Genomic DNA, 16,282 nt, shown 5'->3' with positions numbered 1-16,282 from the left:
ATATTCTGAAATCGCTCTCAATTTAACGTAACCCACAGCCCGGTGATTTGTTTGCCGGGAACAGCCGATTCGTTTTGCGAATCGCAGGAAGCGGCTTAAAGGTAAAGTCCCATGGCGCGGTACATCTTCATCACCGGCGGCGTGGTCTCCTCGCTCGGAAAGGGTCTGGCATCGGCGGCGCTCGGCGCTCTGCTGCAGGCCCGGGGCTACAAAGTCCGCCTTCGCAAGCTCGATCCCTATCTCAACCTCGATCCCGGAACGATGTCGCCGTATCAGCACGGCGAAGTGTTTGTGACCGACGACGGCGCCGAGACCGATCTCGATCTCGGCCATTACGAGCGTTTCACCGGCCGTCCGGCCACCAAGGCCGACAACATCACGACCGGGCGGATCTATCAGGACATCATCACCAAGGAGCGCCGCGGCGATTATCTCGGCGCCACCATCCAGGTGGTCCCGCACGTCACCAACGCGATCAAGGAATTCGTGCTCGAGGGTAACGACGAGTACGATTTCGTGCTGGTCGAGATCGGCGGCACGGTCGGCGACATCGAGGGCCTGCCGTTCTTCGAGGCGATCCGCCAGCTCAAGAACGAGCTGCCGCGCGATCACGCCGTCTATATTCACCTGACACTTTTGCCGTACATTCCAAGTGCCGGTGAACTCAAGACAAAGCCGACGCAGCATTCGGTGAAGGAGCTGCGCTCGATCGGCATCCAGCCGGACATCCTGCTGTGTCGCACCGACCGCGAAATCCCGAAGGAAGAGCGGCGCAAGCTCGGCCTGTTCTGCAACGTGCGCGAAAGCGCCGTGATCGAGGCGCGCGACGTCGACAACATCTACGCCGTGCCAGAGGCCTATCACGCCGCCGGGCTCGACGACGAGGTGCTGGCCGCGTTCGGCATCACGGCGAAGATCCCGCCGGCGCTGCAGAGCTGGAACGTGATCAACGAGCGCGTCCGCAATCCGGAAGGCGCGGTGACGATCGCGATCGTCGGCAAGTACACCGGCATGAAGGACGCCTACAAATCGCTGATAGAGGCGCTGTCGCATGGCGGCATCGCCAACAAGGTGAAGGTCAATCTCGACTGGATCGAGAGCGAGGTGTTCGAGAACGAGGACCCGGCGCCGTTCCTCGAGCACGTCAACGGCATCCTGGTGCCCGGCGGCTTCGGCCAGCGCGGCGCCGAGGGCAAGATCCGCGCGGCGCAGTTCGCGCGCGAGCGCGACGTGCCGTATTTCGGCATCTGCTTCGGCATGCAGATGGCCGTGATCGAGGCGGCGCGCAATCTGGTCGGCATCGAGGAGGCCAACTCCACCGAGTTCGGCCCGACCAAGGAGCCGCTGGTTGGCCTGATGACCGAATGGCTGCGCGGCAACGAGCTCGAGAAGCGCTCGCAGAGCGGCGACCTCGGCGGCACCATGCGGCTCGGCGCCTATCCCGCGGCGCTGAACCGCGGCAGCCGCGTCTCGCAGGTCTATGGCGGCGCGACCGAGATATCCGAGCGGCATCGCCACCGCTACGAGGTCAACACCGCCTACAAGGATCGGCTCGAGCAGCACGGCCTGCGCTTCTCCGGCATGTCGCCCGACGGCGTGCTGCCGGAGATCGTGGAATACGAGGACCATCCCTGGTTCATCGGGGTCCAGTTCCACCCCGAACTGAAGTCGCGGCCGTTCGAGCCGCATCCGCTGTTTGCGTCCTTCATCCAGGCCGCGGTCGTGCAGAGCCGGCTGGTGTAGCCAGCATCCGCTGCGCCGTCACACGGCGGCGCAGTCCTCGCTCGCCCGGCGTTCTTTCTTCACTTGTGCAACGCCTGCATCGGCCGCCGGCGCGGCGTCACGCGTGATCAGCTTGTATTGCGGGCGTCGTGTCAGTCGGTAGACCGCGGCGGGCGGCACGTTCATGATCGCGCGATCGACCAAGGTGGCGCGCAGGCCGAGCCGGTCGAGGATCGGCCGCGGCACCGGGCAGCGCATGCCGTAGGTGAATTGATAGAACGCGCCGCCGGGACGCATGTAACTGAACGCGCCGCTGACGATCGAGATCACCTTGCGCGGCGACATGTTGAGCAGCGGCAGTCCGCTGACGACGGCGCCGACCGGTGCGCCATCGTAGAGCCGTTCCGAGGCCAGCCGCGCCGCGTCCATCCACAGCACGCGCGCGCCGGGAAATCGCAGCTGCAACAGCCGCATGAAGTCCGAACCGTACTCGATCAGCGTGAGGTCCTGCTGGCGCACGCCGCGCTTCAGCAGCTGATAGGTGAATGCGCCCGTGCCCGGACCGAGCTCCAGCACCGGACCGGTATTGGCGCTGATGTCGCGCGTGATCAGTTCGGCGAGCGCCGCGCCCGACGGCGCGATGGCACCGACGCGGCCGGGGGCTGCCATCCACGCCGTGAAGAAAGAGAGGAGGTCATTTGACATTGGGATTCCCAGCAAGGTGTCGCAGCGCTTCGACTCGATTGCGAAGCGTGATGCCTTGTTTGCGGGACCCGCATTGCGACAACATTGCGCGATGTTGCGCGCGTTACGATGCAAATGGCGCCGGCGGTAATGTGAGGCGGAAGCATGCGCCGCCCTTCGGTCCGTCGAGCACGGAGACGTGACCGCCGTGCAGCCTTGCGATCTCGCGGACCATGTTGAGACCGAGGCCGGCGCCGCGATCGAGCGGCGCGAGCCGGTAGAACGGATCGAAGATCCGCGCGCGCTGGTCCTGCGGAATGCCGTCGCCTTCGTCGGTCACATCGATGGTCGCGGCGCTGCCGACATGGATCGTGATGGTGCCGCGACGGCCGCCATGCTGGATCGCATTCTGCACGAGATTGGTCAGCGCGCGCTCCAGCGCGGCGCGGTCGCCGAGCGTTTCGACGCGATCGGTGGCGGTATCGAGCGAGAGTTCGTAGCCGGCCGCGATCGCGAGCGGCGCAAGGTCGGCGGCGACGCTGCGCGCGACCGCGACGAGATCGACGCGCCCGAACGGATTACGGCACTGGTCGAAGCGCTGGATGTCGAGCAGCTGCTCGGCCAAGGTCGCAAGCCGTGCTGAATCCTCGAGCAGGCGGGTTCTCTCTGGGCCCGCGGGCAACGACTCCAGCCGCGTGTTGAGGATTGCGATCGGGGTGCGCAATTCGTGCGCGGCGTCGGCGACGAAGCGCTGGTGGCGCGAATAGCCGTCGTCGAGCCGCGTCAGCGCATCGTTGACGGCGGTCACCAGCGGCGCGACTTCGAGCGGCAGATGGTCGGCCGACAGCCGGCTGCCGCGCTGGCGGAAGTCGATCCGGCGCGCCTCGTCGGCCGCGGTGTCGAGGCCGGCGAAGGCACGCTTGACCACCATCGGCGTCGCGATGAACGTGGCGCATGCCATCAGAAGCAGGCCGGGCAGGGCAATGGCGAGGAATGCCAGCGTGGTGGCGAGTGCGGTCTTGACGCTCGACGTCGGCCCCTGCGTGGCTGTGAGCACCTGCACGGGGCCGGCGTCTGAAGTGACGCGCTTCAATCGCGCCGGCGCCTTGCGCGGATCGTCCTCGAACATCTGCCAGCCGAGCCTCGCCTGGCTGATCTGATCGAGTGCATCGCCGATCCTGGCAAATTCGGCCGGCACCGCGCCTTCCGACAGCGAATGGCCTTGCCGGTCGCGCACCAGGAACCAGAGGTCGGGCGTTGTGTCGCGAAGTTGCTTGAGTTCGGCCGTCGGGCGCAAGATCAGGTCGCCTTTGCCGCCGCGCGCGACCGCGCCCTGCACGATGGAAATGACGTGATCCTCGTCGCGCGGAACGATCAGGAAACCGGTGGCGCACAACGCGCTGATCAGGCAAACGATCAGCATGGCAAGCAGCAACGCCTGAAGGGTCACCAGTCGCCAGCTCAGTTTCGAGCGCAGGCAATAGTGATCGGCTTGTTCGCTCATGAGGTCTGCTTCAGGAGATAGCCGACGCCGCGGATGCTGTGGATCTCGACGCCGGCATCGCTGTCCGCGAGCTTGCGCCGCAGCCGCGAGACGTGGGCATCGAGCGCGTTGGACTGGATCTCATCCTCGAAATTGTAGACGGCTTCTTCCAGCGTCGCGCGCAGCACGGTGCGGCCCATACGGCGCAGCAAGGTCTCCAGCACCAGCAGCTCGCGCCGCGGCAGCTCGAGCGGATGGCCGTCGACGCTGGCTTCGCGATGGCCGCAATCGAACGCCACGCGGCCTGCCTTGATGATCTCGAGCTGCAAACCGGCGGGACGGCGCAACACCGCGCGCAGCCGCGCCAGCAGCTCCTCGACGGCGAAGGGTTTTGCCAGATAGTCGTCGGCGCCGCGGTCGAGCCCGGTGATGCGGTCGGCGAGGTCGCCGCGCGCGGTCAGCACGATGATCGGAACGCCGTCCGCCTTGGCGCGCAGTTTCGGGATCAGCGTGAGGCCGTCGCCGTCGGGAAGCTGACGGTCGAGCAGGACTGCGCCATGCACGTCGGCGCAGATCGCTTCCTCGGCCTCGGCAAGGGTCGGCACATGGTCGACCACCATGTCGTAGCCCTTCAGCGCCTGCGACAGCGCCGCCGCCATTTCGGCCTCGTCTTCAACCAGCAGTATCCGCATGTCCTCTTGGGTCCAGGTCCCGAACGGCGCCGGTACTAAAGCGCGATCAGGCGCGCTTTAGCCTTTTGATTGAGCATGATGTTTTCGGAAAACCGCTTCGCGCTTTTCCGGATCATGCTTTGAGCAAGTAACATTGCAACAACATTGCGGAAATGGCGGCTCCCGATCAGCAGGGGTGCCATGTTGTCACCCCCTCAAGACAGTCCGCAAGGCGCTGGCTATAACCGCCCGCACACAAATCTGGGAGGACTGCCAATGATCTACGAGACCCGCGTCTATCGCTGCCTGCCGGGCCGGTTGCCGGCGCTGCTCAAGCGCTTCGAGACCATCACACTGAAGCTCTGGGACAAGCACGGCATCAGGCAGGCCGGCTTCTTCACGACGCTGGTCGGCGAATCCAACCAGGAACTGACCTATCTGCTCGCCTGGGAATCGCTCGCCGAGCGCGAGAAGAAGTGGACTGCGTTCGCGACCGATCCGGAATGGATCGCCGCGCGCGCCAAGACCGAGGAGGACGGCCAGATCGTTCTCAACATCGTCAACCAGCTGCTGGTGCCGACGTCGTTCTCGTCGGTGAAATAGTGCATCACCTTTCGTCATGCCCGGGACAAGCCCGGGCATGACGGCAATTGGGATATGAGGAGCGTATCGGTTATTGCGCGCAGCCGGAGGTCTGATCGCCTTCGCGGACCATCGGTTTGCCGTTGATGAAGACGCCGTGGCTGCCGGAGGTCGTCTTGCCGCCGCAATGCGTGCGATCGCCCATGACCACCGCCGGCTTGCCGTTGATCAGGACGTTGGGCACGCCCTCAACCAGCGGACCGCCATTGCTGGTGGTGTCGCCGCTGCGCGCCGCCGGCTTGCCGTTGACAGTGACGCCGGCGGCGCCGCTGGTGACGACTCCGGGCTGGCTGCTGGCCTGGCCATAGGCCAGACCCGACATCGCCGACAGGGCGGCCAAGGCTCCGATCACCATCGAAATGCGCATGTCGTTCCTCATTGGGAATCTGTTCCGTGCCAGTCTATAGGAGCGGTTAGGGCGGGATTGTGATAGCACGACGCACCCACGGCGTCAGCGCAACCCCCTTAATCGTGCGGGATGGCTTGATCCCTCCCGCGCGGGATTGCATGGTCGCCGGCAAAAGGATGCAGCATTTTGACCAATCAGGTTTCCGCGCAAGCCGCTGCGCCGATCGTTGCCGTCGGATCGGCCAAGTTCGGCAATGCCTTGCCTATCTCGATCATCGCCGGTCCCTGCCAGCTTGAGAGCCGCGCGCATGCGCTTGAAGTGGCCTCCGCGCTGAAGGAGATCGCGGCCCGGCTCAAAATCGGTCTGGTGTACAAGACCTCGTTCGACAAGGCGAACCGCACCAGCGCGTCGGCCGCGCGCGGCGTCGGGCTGAAACAGGCGCTGCCGATCTTCGCCGAGATCCGTTCCTCGCTGGGGCTGCCGGTGCTGACCGACGTGCATGAGCCCGACCAGTGCGCTGGGGCGGCAGAGGCCGTCGATGTGCTGCAAATCCCGGCGTTCCTGTGCCGGCAGACCGATCTCCTGCTGGCCGCGGCCGCGACCGGCAAGGTCGTCAACGTCAAGAAAGGCCAGTTCCTAGCACCGTGGGATATGACGAATGTGGTCAGCAAGATCACCGGTGCCGGCAACGCCAATGTGCTGGTCACCGAGCGCGGCGCATCGTTCGGCTACAACACGCTGGTGTCAGACATGCGCGCGCTGCCGATCCTGGCGCGCACCACCGGCGCGCCTGTCATCTTCGACGCCACCCATTCGGTGCAGCAGCCGGGCGGCAAGGGCACCTCGTCAGGCGGCGAGCGTGAATTCGTGCCGGTGCTGGCGCGCGCCGCGGTCGCGGTCGGCGTCGCCGGCGTGTTCATCGAGACCCATCCCGATCCGGATCATGCACCGTCCGACGGCCCCAACATGGTGCCGCTCCGCGACTTCGAATCCCTCGTCAAGCGGCTGATGCAGTTCGACGCGCTGGCCAAGACCGCAGCCTGACGGGAGTGACGACGACATGACCGCAACCAGCGGCATGCCGCCGGCCCTCAACGTCATCACGCTGGCGACCTTTGCGGCGAGCCTGTCGGTGAGGGCGCTCGATCCGGTGCTGCCGCATGTCGCTGATGATTTCGGCGTCAGCATCGCGACCGCGGCGAGCTTTGCCGCGGTATTCGCCTTCACCTTCGCCGCGGTCCAGCCGGCGATCGGCGCCGCCGCCGATCTGTTCGGCAAGGCGCGGCTGATGACGATCTGCCTCGGGCTGCTCGGCGTCGCCAACATTCTCGGCGCGCTCTCGACCTCGTTCCCGATGCTGTTCGTGACCCGCGTGCTCGCCGGCATCGGTTCGGGCGGCGTGTTTCCGGTGGCGCTGTCGCTGACCAGCGATCTGGTCGGCCCTGACAAGCGGCAGCTCGCGATCGGGCGAACGCTTGCGGGCTCGATGACCGGCAATCTGCTCGGCGCCACGGCCTCCGGTCTGATCGGCGATTTCCTCGGCTGGCGCGGCGTGCTCGCGGTGCTCGGCGGCCTCGTGATCATCGTCGCGCTGGCGGTCGCGGCCGGCTTCCGCGGCGCGGCGCTGAACCGTCCGCCGCGCACCAGCCTGAAGGCGCTGCGCCACGGCTATCGCACCATCTTCACCAATCCGAACGCGCGCATCTGCTATTCGGCGGTCTTCATCGAAGGCTGCTGCGTGCTCGGGCTGTTTCCCTTCATCGCCTCGTTCCTGTTCGAGCTCGGCGAGACCTCGCTGTCGATCGCCGGCATCGTGATCGCGGGCTTTGCGATCGGCGGATTGATTTACACGCTGACGGTGTCGCGCCTGCTGCCGTGGATGGGCGTACGGGGCATGATGATCACAGGCGCGACGCTGGTCGCCATCCAGCTGGTCGGCGTCGCGTTCGGGCCGCACTGGAAGCTGCAGATGGCGGGCCTCCTGGTGATGGGCCTCGGCTTCTACATGATCCACGGCTGCCTGCAGGTGTTCGCCAGCGAGCTGTCGGTCGAGGCGCGCGCCACCGCGCTGTCGCTGCATTCGTTCTTCTTTTTCATGGGCCAGACCGTCGGCCCGATCGCCTACGGCTTCGGCCTGCAACGCGCCGGCAAGACGGCGACGCTGGTCTCGGCCGCTGCCGTGATGGTGGTGCTCGGCTTCATCTGCGCGAGATTCCTGAAGCAGACTCGGCCGGCGGATGCCGCCGCGCGGCCGGACGTCGAGGCTTAAGGGACGAAGCTATTACCCCCGCCCGCGGTACGTCGCGACGCCCTGATCGGGAACCCAGAGGCCCTTCGGCAGGCGGCCGGTCTGGAAGAATACGTCGATCGGGATGCCGCCGCGCGGATACCAGTAGCCGCCGATGCGCAGCCATTTCGGCTTGATCTCGTCCGTGATCCGCTTGCCGATCATGACCGTGCAATCCTCATGGAATGCGCCGTGGTTGCGGAAGCTCGCGGCGAACAGTTTCAGCGATTTGGATTCCAGAAGCCAGCGGCCCGGCACATAGTCGATTACCAGATGCGCGAAGTCCGGTTGGCCCGTCACCGGGCAGATCGAGGTGAATTCCGGTACCGTGAAGCGCACCAGATAATCGGTACCAGCCTGCGGGTTGGGCACGCGGTCGAGCTGCGCCTTTTCCGGCGCGTCGGGCCATTCCACTGCACGGCCGAGTTGCAGGCCGGGGGAGGTCGTTGATTTGCTGGATTTCTTTGCCATTGGGATCTCCGTTTGGGTCTCATAGAGCATGATCCGGAAAAGTGGAAACCGGTTTTCCTGCAAAACAACCCCATGCAAAGGAAGGCCATGCGGGGGGGCCCGTCACCCGGCCTTTTCCCCCTCGATGCATTGCGGTAGAAGCACCGCCATCTGCCCCCCTCACTGCCATAAGAGGTTCTCATGACTGACATCGTCGACATCATCGGCCGCGAAATCCTGGACAGCCGCGGCAACCCCACCGTCGAGGTCGATGTCGTGCTGGAGGATGGGTCAATCGGTCGCGCGGCGGTGCCGTCGGGCGCCTCCACCGGCGCCCATGAGGCGGTGGAACTGCGCGACGGCGACAAGTCGCGCTATCTCGGCAAGGGCGTCGAGAAGGCGGTTGCCGCCATCAACGGCGAGATCTTCGAGGCGCTGAGCGACCAAGCCGTCGAGGAGCAGGTCGCGATCGACCAGATCATGATCGAGCTCGACGGCACGCCGAACAAGAGCCGGCTCGGGGCCAACGCCATCCTCGGCGTCTCGCTGGCCTGCGCCAAGGCCGCCGCGGAATCCTTCGACATGCCGCTGTATCGCTATGTCGGCGGCACCTCGGCGCGGACGTTGCCGGTGCCGATGATGAACATCATCAACGGTGGCGTGCATGCCGACAACCCGATCGACTTCCAGGAATTCATGATCCTGCCGGTCGGCGCCAATTCGTTCGCCGAAGCGCTGCGTTGCGGTTCGGAAATCTTCCACACGCTGCGCGGCGAACTGAAGAAGGCCGGCCATAACACCAATGTCGGCGACGAGGGCGGCTTCGCGCCGAACCTGCCGTCGGCCGATGCCGCGCTCGACTTCGTGATGAACGCGATCGGCAAGGCCGGCTACAAGGCAGGCGACGACGTCGTGCTCGGCCTCGACTGCGCCTCGACCGAATTCTTCAAGGAAGGCTCTTACGTCTACGGCGGCGAGAACAAGACCCGCTCGCGTTCGGAGCAGGTGAAGTATCTCGCCGATCTGGTCGGCCGCTATCCGATCGTGACGATCGAGGACGGCATGTCGGAGGACGACATGGACGGCTGGAAGGAACTGACGGATGCGATCGGCAACAAGTGCCAGCTGGTCGGCGACGATTTGTTCGTCACCAACGTCACGCGGCTCGCCGACGGCATCAAGCACGGCCGCGCCAACTCGATCCTGGTCAAGGTCAACCAGATCGGCACGCTGACCGAGACGCTTGCGGCGATCGAGATGGCCTACAAGGCCGGCTACACCGCCGTGATGTCGCACCGCTCGGGCGAGACCGAGGACTCCACGATCGCCGATCTCGCGGTCGCCACCAATTGCGGGCAGATCAAGACCGGCTCGCTGGCGCGCTCCGACCGTACCGCCAAGTACAACCAGCTGCTGCGCATCGAGCAGCAACTCGGCACCCAGGCGAAATACGCGGGCAGGACGGCCTTGAAGGCCCTGGCGTAACGCCCCAACTGATCGGAACCAACAAACGCAAAATGGGAGGTCGGGATGAGCGACGGCAAGAGCGGTCTGCAACTGCGTTCGCTGCTCAAGAAGGATGGCGAACTCGAACTGTCGCTAGTCAATGTCCCGACCCCCGAGCCCGGCCCCGACGAAGTCGTGGTCCGGGTCGAGGCCGCCCCGATCAATCCGTCCGACCTCGGCCTGTTGATCGGTCCGGCCGACATGTCGGCCGCCAAGGTCACCGGCAGCAGGGAATTGCCAGTGGTGACCGCGCGCGTGCCGGAAGCGGCGTTGCCGGGTCTCGCCGCGCGGCTCGACGAGTCGATGCCGGTCGGCAATGAAGGCGCCGGCGTCGTGGTCAGGACCGGTTCATCGGATGCCGCGAAGGCGCTGATGGGCCGCACCGTCGCGATGATCGGCGGCGCGATGTATGCGCAATACCGCACGTTGCGGGTCACCGAATGCCTGCCGCTGCCCGAGGGCACCACGCCGGCGGAAGGCGCGTCCTGCTTCGTCAATCCGCTGACCGCGCTCGGCATGACCGAGACGATGCGGCGCGAGGGACACAAGGCGCTGGTGCACACCGCGGCAGCGTCCAATCTCGGCCAGATGCTCAACAAGATCTGCCTCAAGGACGGCATCGGCCTCGTCAACATCGTGCGCAACAAGGAGCAGGCCGACATCCTGCACAAGATCGGCGCCAGGCATGTCGTCGATTCCAGCTCGCCCGATTTCATGGACAAGCTCACCGGCGCGCTGGTCGAGACCGGCGCGACCATCGCCTTCGATGCGATTGGCGGCGGCAAGCTCGCAGGCCAGATCCTGGTCGCGATGGAGACCGCGATCAACAAGACCGCCAAGGCCTATAGCCGCTACGGCTCGAACGTGCACAAGCAGGTCTATGTCTATGGCAGCCTCGACACCCGCTCGATCGAGCTGCCGCGCGGCTTCGGCATGGCCTGGGGCGTCGGCGGCTGGCTCTTGTTCCCGTTCCTGATGAAGATCGGCCCGGAGGCCGGCAACAAGCTGCGCCAGCGCGTGGTGGCCGAGCTGAAGACGACCTTCGCCAGCCACTACACCAAGGTGGTCTCGTTGCAGGAGACCCTGCAGCTCGACAACATCGTCGTCTACAACAAGCGCGCCACCGGCGAGAAATTCCTGATCAACCCGAGCAAGGGTGCCTGACGGCGCAAGGCACCGGAAGCCCCGCTACTCGCGGTCAAACGCCAGGCTCCTGGAGCGCCTGTGACGCTCCAGGGCATGCTCGATCAGGACATCCATCAGCTCGGATTGCGGCAGGCCGCTGGCCTCCCACAGCCGCGGATACATGCTGATGTTGGTGAAGCCGGGCAGGGTGTTTGCCTCATTCACGAATGCCTGTTCGCCGTGCAGGAAGAAGTCGATCCGCGCCATGCCTTCGCAGCCCAGCACGCCGAACGTCCTGATCGCGAGCTCCCTGATGCGATCGGCGACGGCAGGCGGGACGCCGGCGGGCACCTGAAGCAGGGCGCCTTCGGCATCGAGATATTTCGCGTCGTAGGAGTAGAAGCCGTGCTTGTCGGACGGCACGATCTCGCCGAGCTCGGAGGCGCGGATGCGACCCTCGGCATCCTCGAGCACCGAGCACTCGACCTCCCGGATCGGCGCGACACAGCGCTCGATCAGGATCTTGGTGTCGAAGCGGAGCGCCAATCTGCAACCGGCCTCGAACTCCTCCGCGTTGCGCGCCTTCGACACGCCGACCGATGATCCCATGTTGGCGGGCTTGATAAAGACCTCGTCAGAGCCGAGGGCGCCGATCGCGTCGTGATAGCTGACGGGAGCCGCAGCCGACATCGCGACAAAGGGGACGATCGGCAATCCGGCCTCGCGCAGCAGGCGCTTGGCGATGTCCTTGTCCATGCCAGCCGCCGAGCCCATTACGCGCGAGCCGACATAGGCCACGTCGGACAATTCCAGCGCACCCTGCACCGTGCCGTCCTCGCCATTGGGGCCATGCAGGACCGGGAAGACGACATCGAAGGCCGGCAATTCCGCAGGCACTGCCTCAGGTCCCGGAAGCACCACGACGCGGCCCTGTCCTCCCGGCAGCAAGGCGAGTTGTGGTCCATGGTCCGGAATGGTGAGCGCCCCGCCACCCGCGCCGGTGCCGTTTCCCGCATCGGCGACGATCCAGCGGCCGTCCCGGGTGATGCCGATTACCGCGGCGTCGTAGCGATCCGGGTCGAGCGAGCGAAGCACGTTTGCCGCCGACGCCCGCGAAACGTCGTGTTCGGCCGATCGCCCGCCGAACAGGATTGCAACCCGTGTCTTGCGCTCTGCCATTACCTGCTCTTCGCCCGGCTGGGTGGTGCGTGGAATCAGCGCACAGTATGGTTGGAGGAAGTTGTCGACAATTGGCCCCAGGGTCGTGCCCGATGGGGCTTTCCTTCCGGCGCCGAGCTGCCGACGCTTGAGGGCCGCCTCACGGCCGTTCGGTCAAATTTCGTGAACGCTGCGTTTCCGGAATTGGGCGATCCATGCACTTGCATCTTTCTTGCCGCGCCGGTAGGTGAGGTGCACGCGTTTCACGCGCAACCCGAGGGGAAATTGCTATGGCCTATAACATCGTCACGATCGTCGGCAGCATCCGCAAACAGAGCTTCTCGCTCAGGATTGCAAATGCGTTGGCCAAGCTCGCGCCGACATCGCTGAAGCTCGATGTGACGACGCTTCAAGGCATTTCCTTCTTCAACCAGGACCTCGAGGCGGCGCCGCCGGCGGACTGGCTCGCCTTGCGCGAGAAGCTGCAGAAGTCGAACGGCGTTCTGTTCGTGACCCCCGAGTACAACCGCTCGATCCCGGGCGTGCTGAAGAACGCCATCGACGTCGCTTCGCGGCCCTACGGCAAGAGCTCGTTCATCGGCAAGCCGGTCGGCATCATCGGCAATTCGCCCGGGCCGCTCGGCGGCGTCAGCGCGGTGAAGCATCTGCAGAACATCCTGCCGGGCATTGCCGGCCCGATCCTCGGTCAGCCGGAGACCTATCTCAACGGCGTCGGCGATGCCTTCGACGACAACGGCGAACTGACCAAGGAGTCGCTCAAGGGCGTGTTGCAGCAGTACCTCGACGCGTTTGCGGCCTTCATCGAAAAGCAGAACCGCTGACAGCATGATCCGGAAAAGTGCGCAGCGGTTTTCCGGACAGGATCATGCTCAAACAATAGCGCTTTAGCACTCCGTTAACCCCCATGGCCGCATCTTCGCGGCCATGGTTTCCCGCACACGCCTCAAATCGATTCTGACCGGGCTCGCCCTTTACACGCTGGCGGCGCTGATGGTCGGCTATTTCGGCGTCAACGCCTACACCGGCAAATACGGCCTGAACGCGCGGCAGGAGCTCGATCAGGAAATCATCGCGCTGACCTCGGAGCTGGCGCGCTTGAAGAAGGAGCGGGCCGAGGGCGAGCAGCGGGTGTCACTGCTGCGGTCGGACCGGGTCGATCCCGACATGCTGGACGAGCGCGCGCGCTTCCAGCTCGACTATGCCAACCCGCGTGATCTCATCCGGATCAACAAGTCGAACTGACGCGTTCTCAAATTTCAAAAACATTCGCGCGATATCACAAAAGTGTCGCGCCGCGCTGCACTGCGGCATAGCAAAATTCCATCGGGCGAACGCAATCCTTCCAAGGCGATTTGAGTTAGGTTAGAGAGGGTTCTTCGACTTCTCTCACCCGGAATTGCCATGGCCACACCCAAGAAAACCGTCGCAAAAGAATCAGGGCCGGAGAAGGCTGGTTCTCCCCCCGAATTCTCCAAGGAGCAGGAGCTCAAGGCACTGCGCGACATGCTCCTGATCCGGCGCTTCGAGGAGAAGGCCGGTCAGCTCTACGGCATGGGTGCGATCGGCGGCTTCTGCCATCTTTATATCGGCCAGGAAGCGGTCGTGGTCGGCATGCAGATGGCGCTGAAGCTGGGCGACGAGGTCATAACGGGCTACCGCGACCACGGCCACATGCTCGCCTGCGACATGGAAGCCAGGGGCGTGATGGCCGAACTGACCGGCCGCCGCGGCGGCTATTCCCGCGGCAAGGGCGGCTCCATGCACATGTTCAGCAAGGAGAAGCATTTCTACGGCGGTCACGGAATCGTGGGCGCGCAGGTGTCGCTCGGCACCGGCCTTGCGTTCGCCAACCGCTATCGCGGCAACGATAACGTCAGCGTGACCTATTTCGGCGACGGCGCGGCCAACCAGGGCCAGGTCTACGAAAGCTTCAACATGGCCGAGCTGTGGAAGCTGCCGGTGATCTACGTCATCGAGAACAACCGCTACGCCATGGGCACCTCGGTGTCGCGTGCGTCCGCGCAGCAGGATTTTTCCAAGCGCGGTGCGTCCTTCAACATTCCCGGCAAGCAGGTCGACGGCATGGATGTGCGCGCGGTCAAGGCCGCCGCCGATGAGGCCGTGGCCTGGTGCCGCGGCGGCAATGGTCCGATCATCCTCGAAATGCAGACCTACCGTTACCGCGGCCACTCGATGTCAGATCCCGCCAAGTACCGCACGCGCGAGGAAGTCGAGAAGGTTCGCCACGACCAGGACCCGATCGAGCAGGTGCGCAACCGCTTGCTGGCGTCGGGCGTCAGCGAGCAGGATCTGAAGGCGATCGACGCCGAGGTGCGCGAGATCGTCAACGAAGCCGCCGACTTCGCGCAGCACGATCCGGAGCCCGATGCGTCCGATCTCTACACCGACATTTACCGCTGATCCCACCGCGCAGACAAATTTCAAGACCGATTTCGGGAGCCGATATGCCCATTCAAGTGCTGATGCCTGCGCTGTCGCCCACCATGGAGAAGGGCAACCTCGCCAAATGGCTGAAAAAGGAAGGCGAGACCATCAAGTCCGGTGACGTGATCGCCGAGATCGAAACCGACAAGGCGACGATGGAGGTCGAGGCGACCGACGAGGGCACGCTTGGCAAGATCCTGATTCCGGAAGGCACCACCGACGTCCTGGTAAACACGCCGATCGCCACCATCCTGGCCGACGGTGAAAGCGCCGCCGACCTCGCCAAGGCGCCGGCCGCGCCGACGCCGCAGCCGAAGGCCGCGGAAGCGGCGCCTGCCGAAGCCAAGGCCGATGCAAAGGCGGAAGCGCCGCAGCCCGCAGCCAAGGCTCCAGCCGCGCCTGCGACCGAGCCGCTGCCCGATCCGGAGATTCCGGCGGGTACCGAGATGGTTACGCAGACCATCCGCGAGGCGCTGCGCGATGCGATGGCCGAGGAGATGCGCCGCGACGGCGACGTCTTCATCATGGGCGAGGAGGTCGCGGAGTATCAGGGCGCCTACAAGGTGACGCAGGGCCTGTTGCAGGAGTTCGGCGCCCGCCGCGTGATCGATACGCCGATCACCGAGCACGGCTTTGCCGGCGTCGGCGTCGGCGCGGCGATGGCCGGGCTGAAGCCGATCGTCGAGTTCATGACCTGGAATTTCGCGATGCAGGCGATCGACCAGATCATCAACTCCGCTGCCAAGACGCTCTATATGTCCGGCGGCCAGATGGGCTGCTCGATCGTGTTCCGCGGCCCGAACGGCGCCGCCGCGCGCGTCGCTGCGCAGCATAGCCAGGACTACGCCGCCTGGTATTCGCAGATCCCGGGCCTCAAGGTGATCGCGCCGTACTCGGCCGCCGACTACAAGGGCCTGCTCAAGGCTGCGATCCGCGATCCCAATCCGGTGATCTTCCTCGAGAACGAGGTGCTGTACGGCCACACCGGCGAGGTGCCGAAGCTGCCCGATTTCGTGCTGCCGATCGGCAAGGCGCGGATTGCGCGCGCCGGCAAGGACGTCACCATCGTCTCCTGGGCGATGGGCATGTCCTATGCGCTGAAGGCCGCCGATGAACTTGCCAAGGAAGGCATCGAGGCCGAAGTCGTCGATCTCCGCACCATCCGTCCGATGGACACCGAGACCATCATCAACTCGGTGAAGAAGACCGGCCGCGCGGTGACGGTGGAGGAGGGCTGGCAGCAGAGCGGCGTCGGCTCCGAGGTCGCCGCGCGCATCATGGAGCATGCCTTCGACTATCTCGATGCGCCGGTCGCGCGCGTCTCCGGAAAGGACGTGCCGATGCCCTATGCCGCGAACCTCGAAAAGCTCGCTCTTCCCTCCGTCGCCGAGGTGGTCGCGGCCGCCAAGGCCGTGTCCTACCGGTAACGCCGATGGCCGGTCCCAAGGAGCAGCCGCTGCCGCCCGACGTGCTGGGCCGCGACGACGCTATCGAGGTGCTGCGTGCCTTCGTCGTCGACGGCGGCCTGTCGATCGCGTTCCAGCGCGCCTTCGAGGAGCCGGACATGTGGGGGCTGATGCTCGTCGACATCGCCCGCCATGCCGCGCGCGCCTATTCACGCGAGAGCGAATACACCGAGGACGAGGCGCTGGCGCGCATCGTCGAGATGTTCGAAGCCGAAATCGCCCGGCCGACCGACATGGGCCAAACCAAACCGCGGTCGCAACAAGGTCACTGAC

Annotated in this window: 18 protein-coding genes; 11 read left to right on the top strand and 7 right to left on the bottom strand. The window is 65.2% G+C overall.

The features are described from left to right. Positions 1 to 111: 111 nt before the first annotated feature. Entirely contained in the window at positions 112 to 1,743 is a 1,632-nt protein-coding gene (locus tag ACVILL_RS33435; RefSeq protein WP_456732945.1) for a CTP synthase, read from the top strand. 18 nt (positions 1,744 to 1,761) lie between these two features. Here the strand turns inward: ACVILL_RS33435 and ACVILL_RS33430 are convergent, their stop codons facing one another. From ACVILL_RS33430 to ACVILL_RS33415, 4 genes are all read right to left on the bottom strand, one after another. Continuing rightward, complete coding sequence (locus ACVILL_RS33430; protein WP_456732944.1) at positions 1,762 to 2,427, bottom strand: class I SAM-dependent methyltransferase; 666 nt, start codon at positions 2,425 to 2,427, stop codon at positions 1,762 to 1,764. 103 nt (positions 2,428 to 2,530) lie between these two features. Next, a complete protein-coding gene (locus tag ACVILL_RS33425; protein WP_456732943.1) occupies positions 2,531 to 3,910 on the bottom strand; it encodes a sensor histidine kinase in 1,380 nt (459 codons plus the stop codon). Continuing rightward, positions 3,907 to 4,581, bottom strand: coding sequence for a response regulator (locus ACVILL_RS33420; RefSeq protein ID WP_456732942.1), 675 nt, complete (start codon positions 4,579 to 4,581; stop codon positions 3,907 to 3,909). The genes ACVILL_RS33425 and ACVILL_RS33420 overlap by 4 nt, the downstream gene beginning before the upstream one ends. Before the next feature lie 35 nt (positions 4,582 to 4,616). Continuing rightward, positions 4,617 to 4,763, bottom strand: a complete 147-nt coding sequence (locus tag ACVILL_RS33415; protein ID WP_456732941.1) for a hypothetical protein — start codon at positions 4,761 to 4,763, stop codon at positions 4,617 to 4,619. Between the two features lie 73 nt (positions 4,764 to 4,836). Here ACVILL_RS33415 and ACVILL_RS33410 point away from each other — a divergent pair, with 73 nt between their 5' ends. Further along, the gene (locus ACVILL_RS33410; RefSeq protein WP_456732940.1) at positions 4,837 to 5,163 is read left to right on the top strand and encodes an NIPSNAP family protein; all 327 of its coding nucleotides are present in this window, start codon (positions 4,837 to 4,839) and stop codon (positions 5,161 to 5,163) included. 70 nt (positions 5,164 to 5,233) lie between these two features. Here ACVILL_RS33410 and ACVILL_RS33405 read toward each other — a convergent pair whose 3' ends face one another. Beyond that, the gene (locus ACVILL_RS33405) at positions 5,234 to 5,569 is read right to left on the bottom strand and encodes a PAAR domain-containing protein (protein WP_456732939.1); all 336 of its coding nucleotides are present in this window, start codon (positions 5,567 to 5,569) and stop codon (positions 5,234 to 5,236) included. 168 nt (positions 5,570 to 5,737) lie between these two features. Between ACVILL_RS33405 and kdsA the strand changes: the two genes are divergently transcribed. Together kdsA and ACVILL_RS33395 are read left to right on the top strand one after the other, a co-directional pair. Further along, the gene (gene kdsA, locus ACVILL_RS33400) at positions 5,738 to 6,595 is read left to right on the top strand and encodes a 3-deoxy-8-phosphooctulonate synthase (RefSeq protein WP_456732938.1); all 858 of its coding nucleotides are present in this window, start codon (positions 5,738 to 5,740) and stop codon (positions 6,593 to 6,595) included. A 16-nt stretch (positions 6,596 to 6,611) separates the two neighbouring features. Beyond that, on the top strand, positions 6,612 to 7,820 hold the full coding sequence (locus tag ACVILL_RS33395; RefSeq protein WP_456732937.1) for an MFS transporter: 1,209 nt from the start codon (positions 6,612 to 6,614) through the stop codon (positions 7,818 to 7,820). A gap of 12 nt (positions 7,821 to 7,832) precedes the next feature. Here the strand turns inward: ACVILL_RS33395 and queF are convergent, their stop codons facing one another. After that, positions 7,833 to 8,309, bottom strand: a complete 477-nt coding sequence (queF, locus tag ACVILL_RS33390; protein WP_076857627.1) for a preQ(1) synthase — start codon at positions 8,307 to 8,309, stop codon at positions 7,833 to 7,835. A 180-nt stretch (positions 8,310 to 8,489) separates the two neighbouring features. Between queF and eno the strand changes: the two genes are divergently transcribed. Next, a complete protein-coding gene (gene eno / locus ACVILL_RS33385) occupies positions 8,490 to 9,773 on the top strand; it encodes a phosphopyruvate hydratase (RefSeq protein WP_456732936.1) in 1,284 nt (427 codons plus the stop codon). Between the two features lie 45 nt (positions 9,774 to 9,818). Beyond that, on the top strand, positions 9,819 to 10,958 hold the full coding sequence (locus tag ACVILL_RS33380) for a zinc-binding dehydrogenase (protein ID WP_456732935.1): 1,140 nt from the start codon (positions 9,819 to 9,821) through the stop codon (positions 10,956 to 10,958). 24 nt (positions 10,959 to 10,982) lie between these two features. Here ACVILL_RS33380 and ACVILL_RS33375 read toward each other — a convergent pair whose 3' ends face one another. Beyond that, positions 10,983 to 12,098 (bottom strand): D-alanine--D-alanine ligase family protein, encoded by a 1,116-nt coding sequence (locus ACVILL_RS33375; RefSeq protein WP_456732934.1) that lies wholly within the window; start codon positions 12,096 to 12,098, stop codon positions 10,983 to 10,985. Positions 12,099 to 12,367: 269 nt separating this feature from the next. Between ACVILL_RS33375 and ACVILL_RS33370 the strand changes: the two genes are divergently transcribed. From ACVILL_RS33370 to ACVILL_RS33350, 5 genes are all read left to right on the top strand, one after another. Next, complete coding sequence (locus ACVILL_RS33370) at positions 12,368 to 12,919, top strand: NADPH-dependent FMN reductase (protein ID WP_456732933.1); 552 nt, start codon at positions 12,368 to 12,370, stop codon at positions 12,917 to 12,919. A 103-nt stretch (positions 12,920 to 13,022) separates the two neighbouring features. After that, a complete protein-coding gene (locus ACVILL_RS33365; protein ID WP_456732932.1) occupies positions 13,023 to 13,340 on the top strand; it encodes an FtsB family cell division protein in 318 nt (105 codons plus the stop codon). 159 nt (positions 13,341 to 13,499) lie between these two features. Continuing rightward, positions 13,500 to 14,519 carry a pyruvate dehydrogenase (acetyl-transferring) E1 component subunit alpha gene (pdhA, locus tag ACVILL_RS33360; protein WP_456732931.1) on the top strand — a complete coding sequence of 340 codons (1,020 nt, stop codon included), beginning with the start codon at positions 13,500 to 13,502 and terminating at the stop codon, positions 14,517 to 14,519. 44 nt (positions 14,520 to 14,563) lie between these two features. After that, entirely contained in the window at positions 14,564 to 15,970 is a 1,407-nt protein-coding gene (locus ACVILL_RS33355; RefSeq protein WP_456732930.1) for a pyruvate dehydrogenase complex E1 component subunit beta, read from the top strand. Positions 15,971 to 15,975: 5 nt separating this feature from the next. Continuing rightward, positions 15,976 to 16,281 carry a DUF5076 domain-containing protein gene (locus ACVILL_RS33350; protein WP_456732929.1) on the top strand — a complete coding sequence of 102 codons (306 nt, stop codon included), beginning with the start codon at positions 15,976 to 15,978 and terminating at the stop codon, positions 16,279 to 16,281. Position 16,282 lies beyond the last annotated feature (1 nt).

The organism is Bradyrhizobium sp. USDA 3364 (assembly GCF_054056355.1).
This window is presented reverse-complemented; position numbering and strand designations above follow the sequence as displayed.

Bases quoted from the DNA above. Each gene is read 5' to 3' on its own strand.
- ACVILL_RS33435 (WP_456732945.1), top strand. From the start codon at position 112: ATGGCGCGGTACATCTTCATCACCGGCGGCGTGGTCTCCTCGCTCGGA.
- ACVILL_RS33430 (WP_456732944.1), bottom strand. From the start codon at position 2,427: ATGTCAAATGACCTCCTCTCTTTCTTCACGGCGTGGATGGCAGCCCCC.
- ACVILL_RS33425 (WP_456732943.1), bottom strand. From the start codon at position 3,910: ATGAGCGAACAAGCCGATCACTATTGCCTGCGCTCGAAACTGAGCTGG.
- ACVILL_RS33420 (WP_456732942.1), bottom strand. From the start codon at position 4,581: ATGCGGATACTGCTGGTTGAAGACGAGGCCGAAATGGCGGCGGCGCTG.
- ACVILL_RS33415 (WP_456732941.1), bottom strand. From the start codon at position 4,763: ATGGCACCCCTGCTGATCGGGAGCCGCCATTTCCGCAATGTTGTTGCA.
- ACVILL_RS33410 (WP_456732940.1), top strand. From the start codon at position 4,837: ATGATCTACGAGACCCGCGTCTATCGCTGCCTGCCGGGCCGGTTGCCG.
- ACVILL_RS33405 (WP_456732939.1), bottom strand. From the start codon at position 5,569: ATGCGCATTTCGATGGTGATCGGAGCCTTGGCCGCCCTGTCGGCGATG.
- ACVILL_RS33395 (WP_456732937.1), top strand. From the start codon at position 6,612: ATGACCGCAACCAGCGGCATGCCGCCGGCCCTCAACGTCATCACGCTG.
- queF (WP_076857627.1), bottom strand. From the start codon at position 8,309: ATGGCAAAGAAATCCAGCAAATCAACGACCTCCCCCGGCCTGCAACTC.
- eno (WP_456732936.1), top strand. From the start codon at position 8,490: ATGACTGACATCGTCGACATCATCGGCCGCGAAATCCTGGACAGCCGC.
- ACVILL_RS33380 (WP_456732935.1), top strand. From the start codon at position 9,819: ATGAGCGACGGCAAGAGCGGTCTGCAACTGCGTTCGCTGCTCAAGAAG.
- ACVILL_RS33375 (WP_456732934.1), bottom strand. From the start codon at position 12,098: ATGGCAGAGCGCAAGACACGGGTTGCAATCCTGTTCGGCGGGCGATCG.
- ACVILL_RS33370 (WP_456732933.1), top strand. From the start codon at position 12,368: ATGGCCTATAACATCGTCACGATCGTCGGCAGCATCCGCAAACAGAGC.
- ACVILL_RS33365 (WP_456732932.1), top strand. From the start codon at position 13,023: ATGGTTTCCCGCACACGCCTCAAATCGATTCTGACCGGGCTCGCCCTT.
- pdhA (WP_456732931.1), top strand. From the start codon at position 13,500: ATGGCCACACCCAAGAAAACCGTCGCAAAAGAATCAGGGCCGGAGAAG.
- ACVILL_RS33355 (WP_456732930.1), top strand. From the start codon at position 14,564: ATGCCCATTCAAGTGCTGATGCCTGCGCTGTCGCCCACCATGGAGAAG.
- ACVILL_RS33350 (WP_456732929.1), top strand. From the start codon at position 15,976: ATGGCCGGTCCCAAGGAGCAGCCGCTGCCGCCCGACGTGCTGGGCCGC.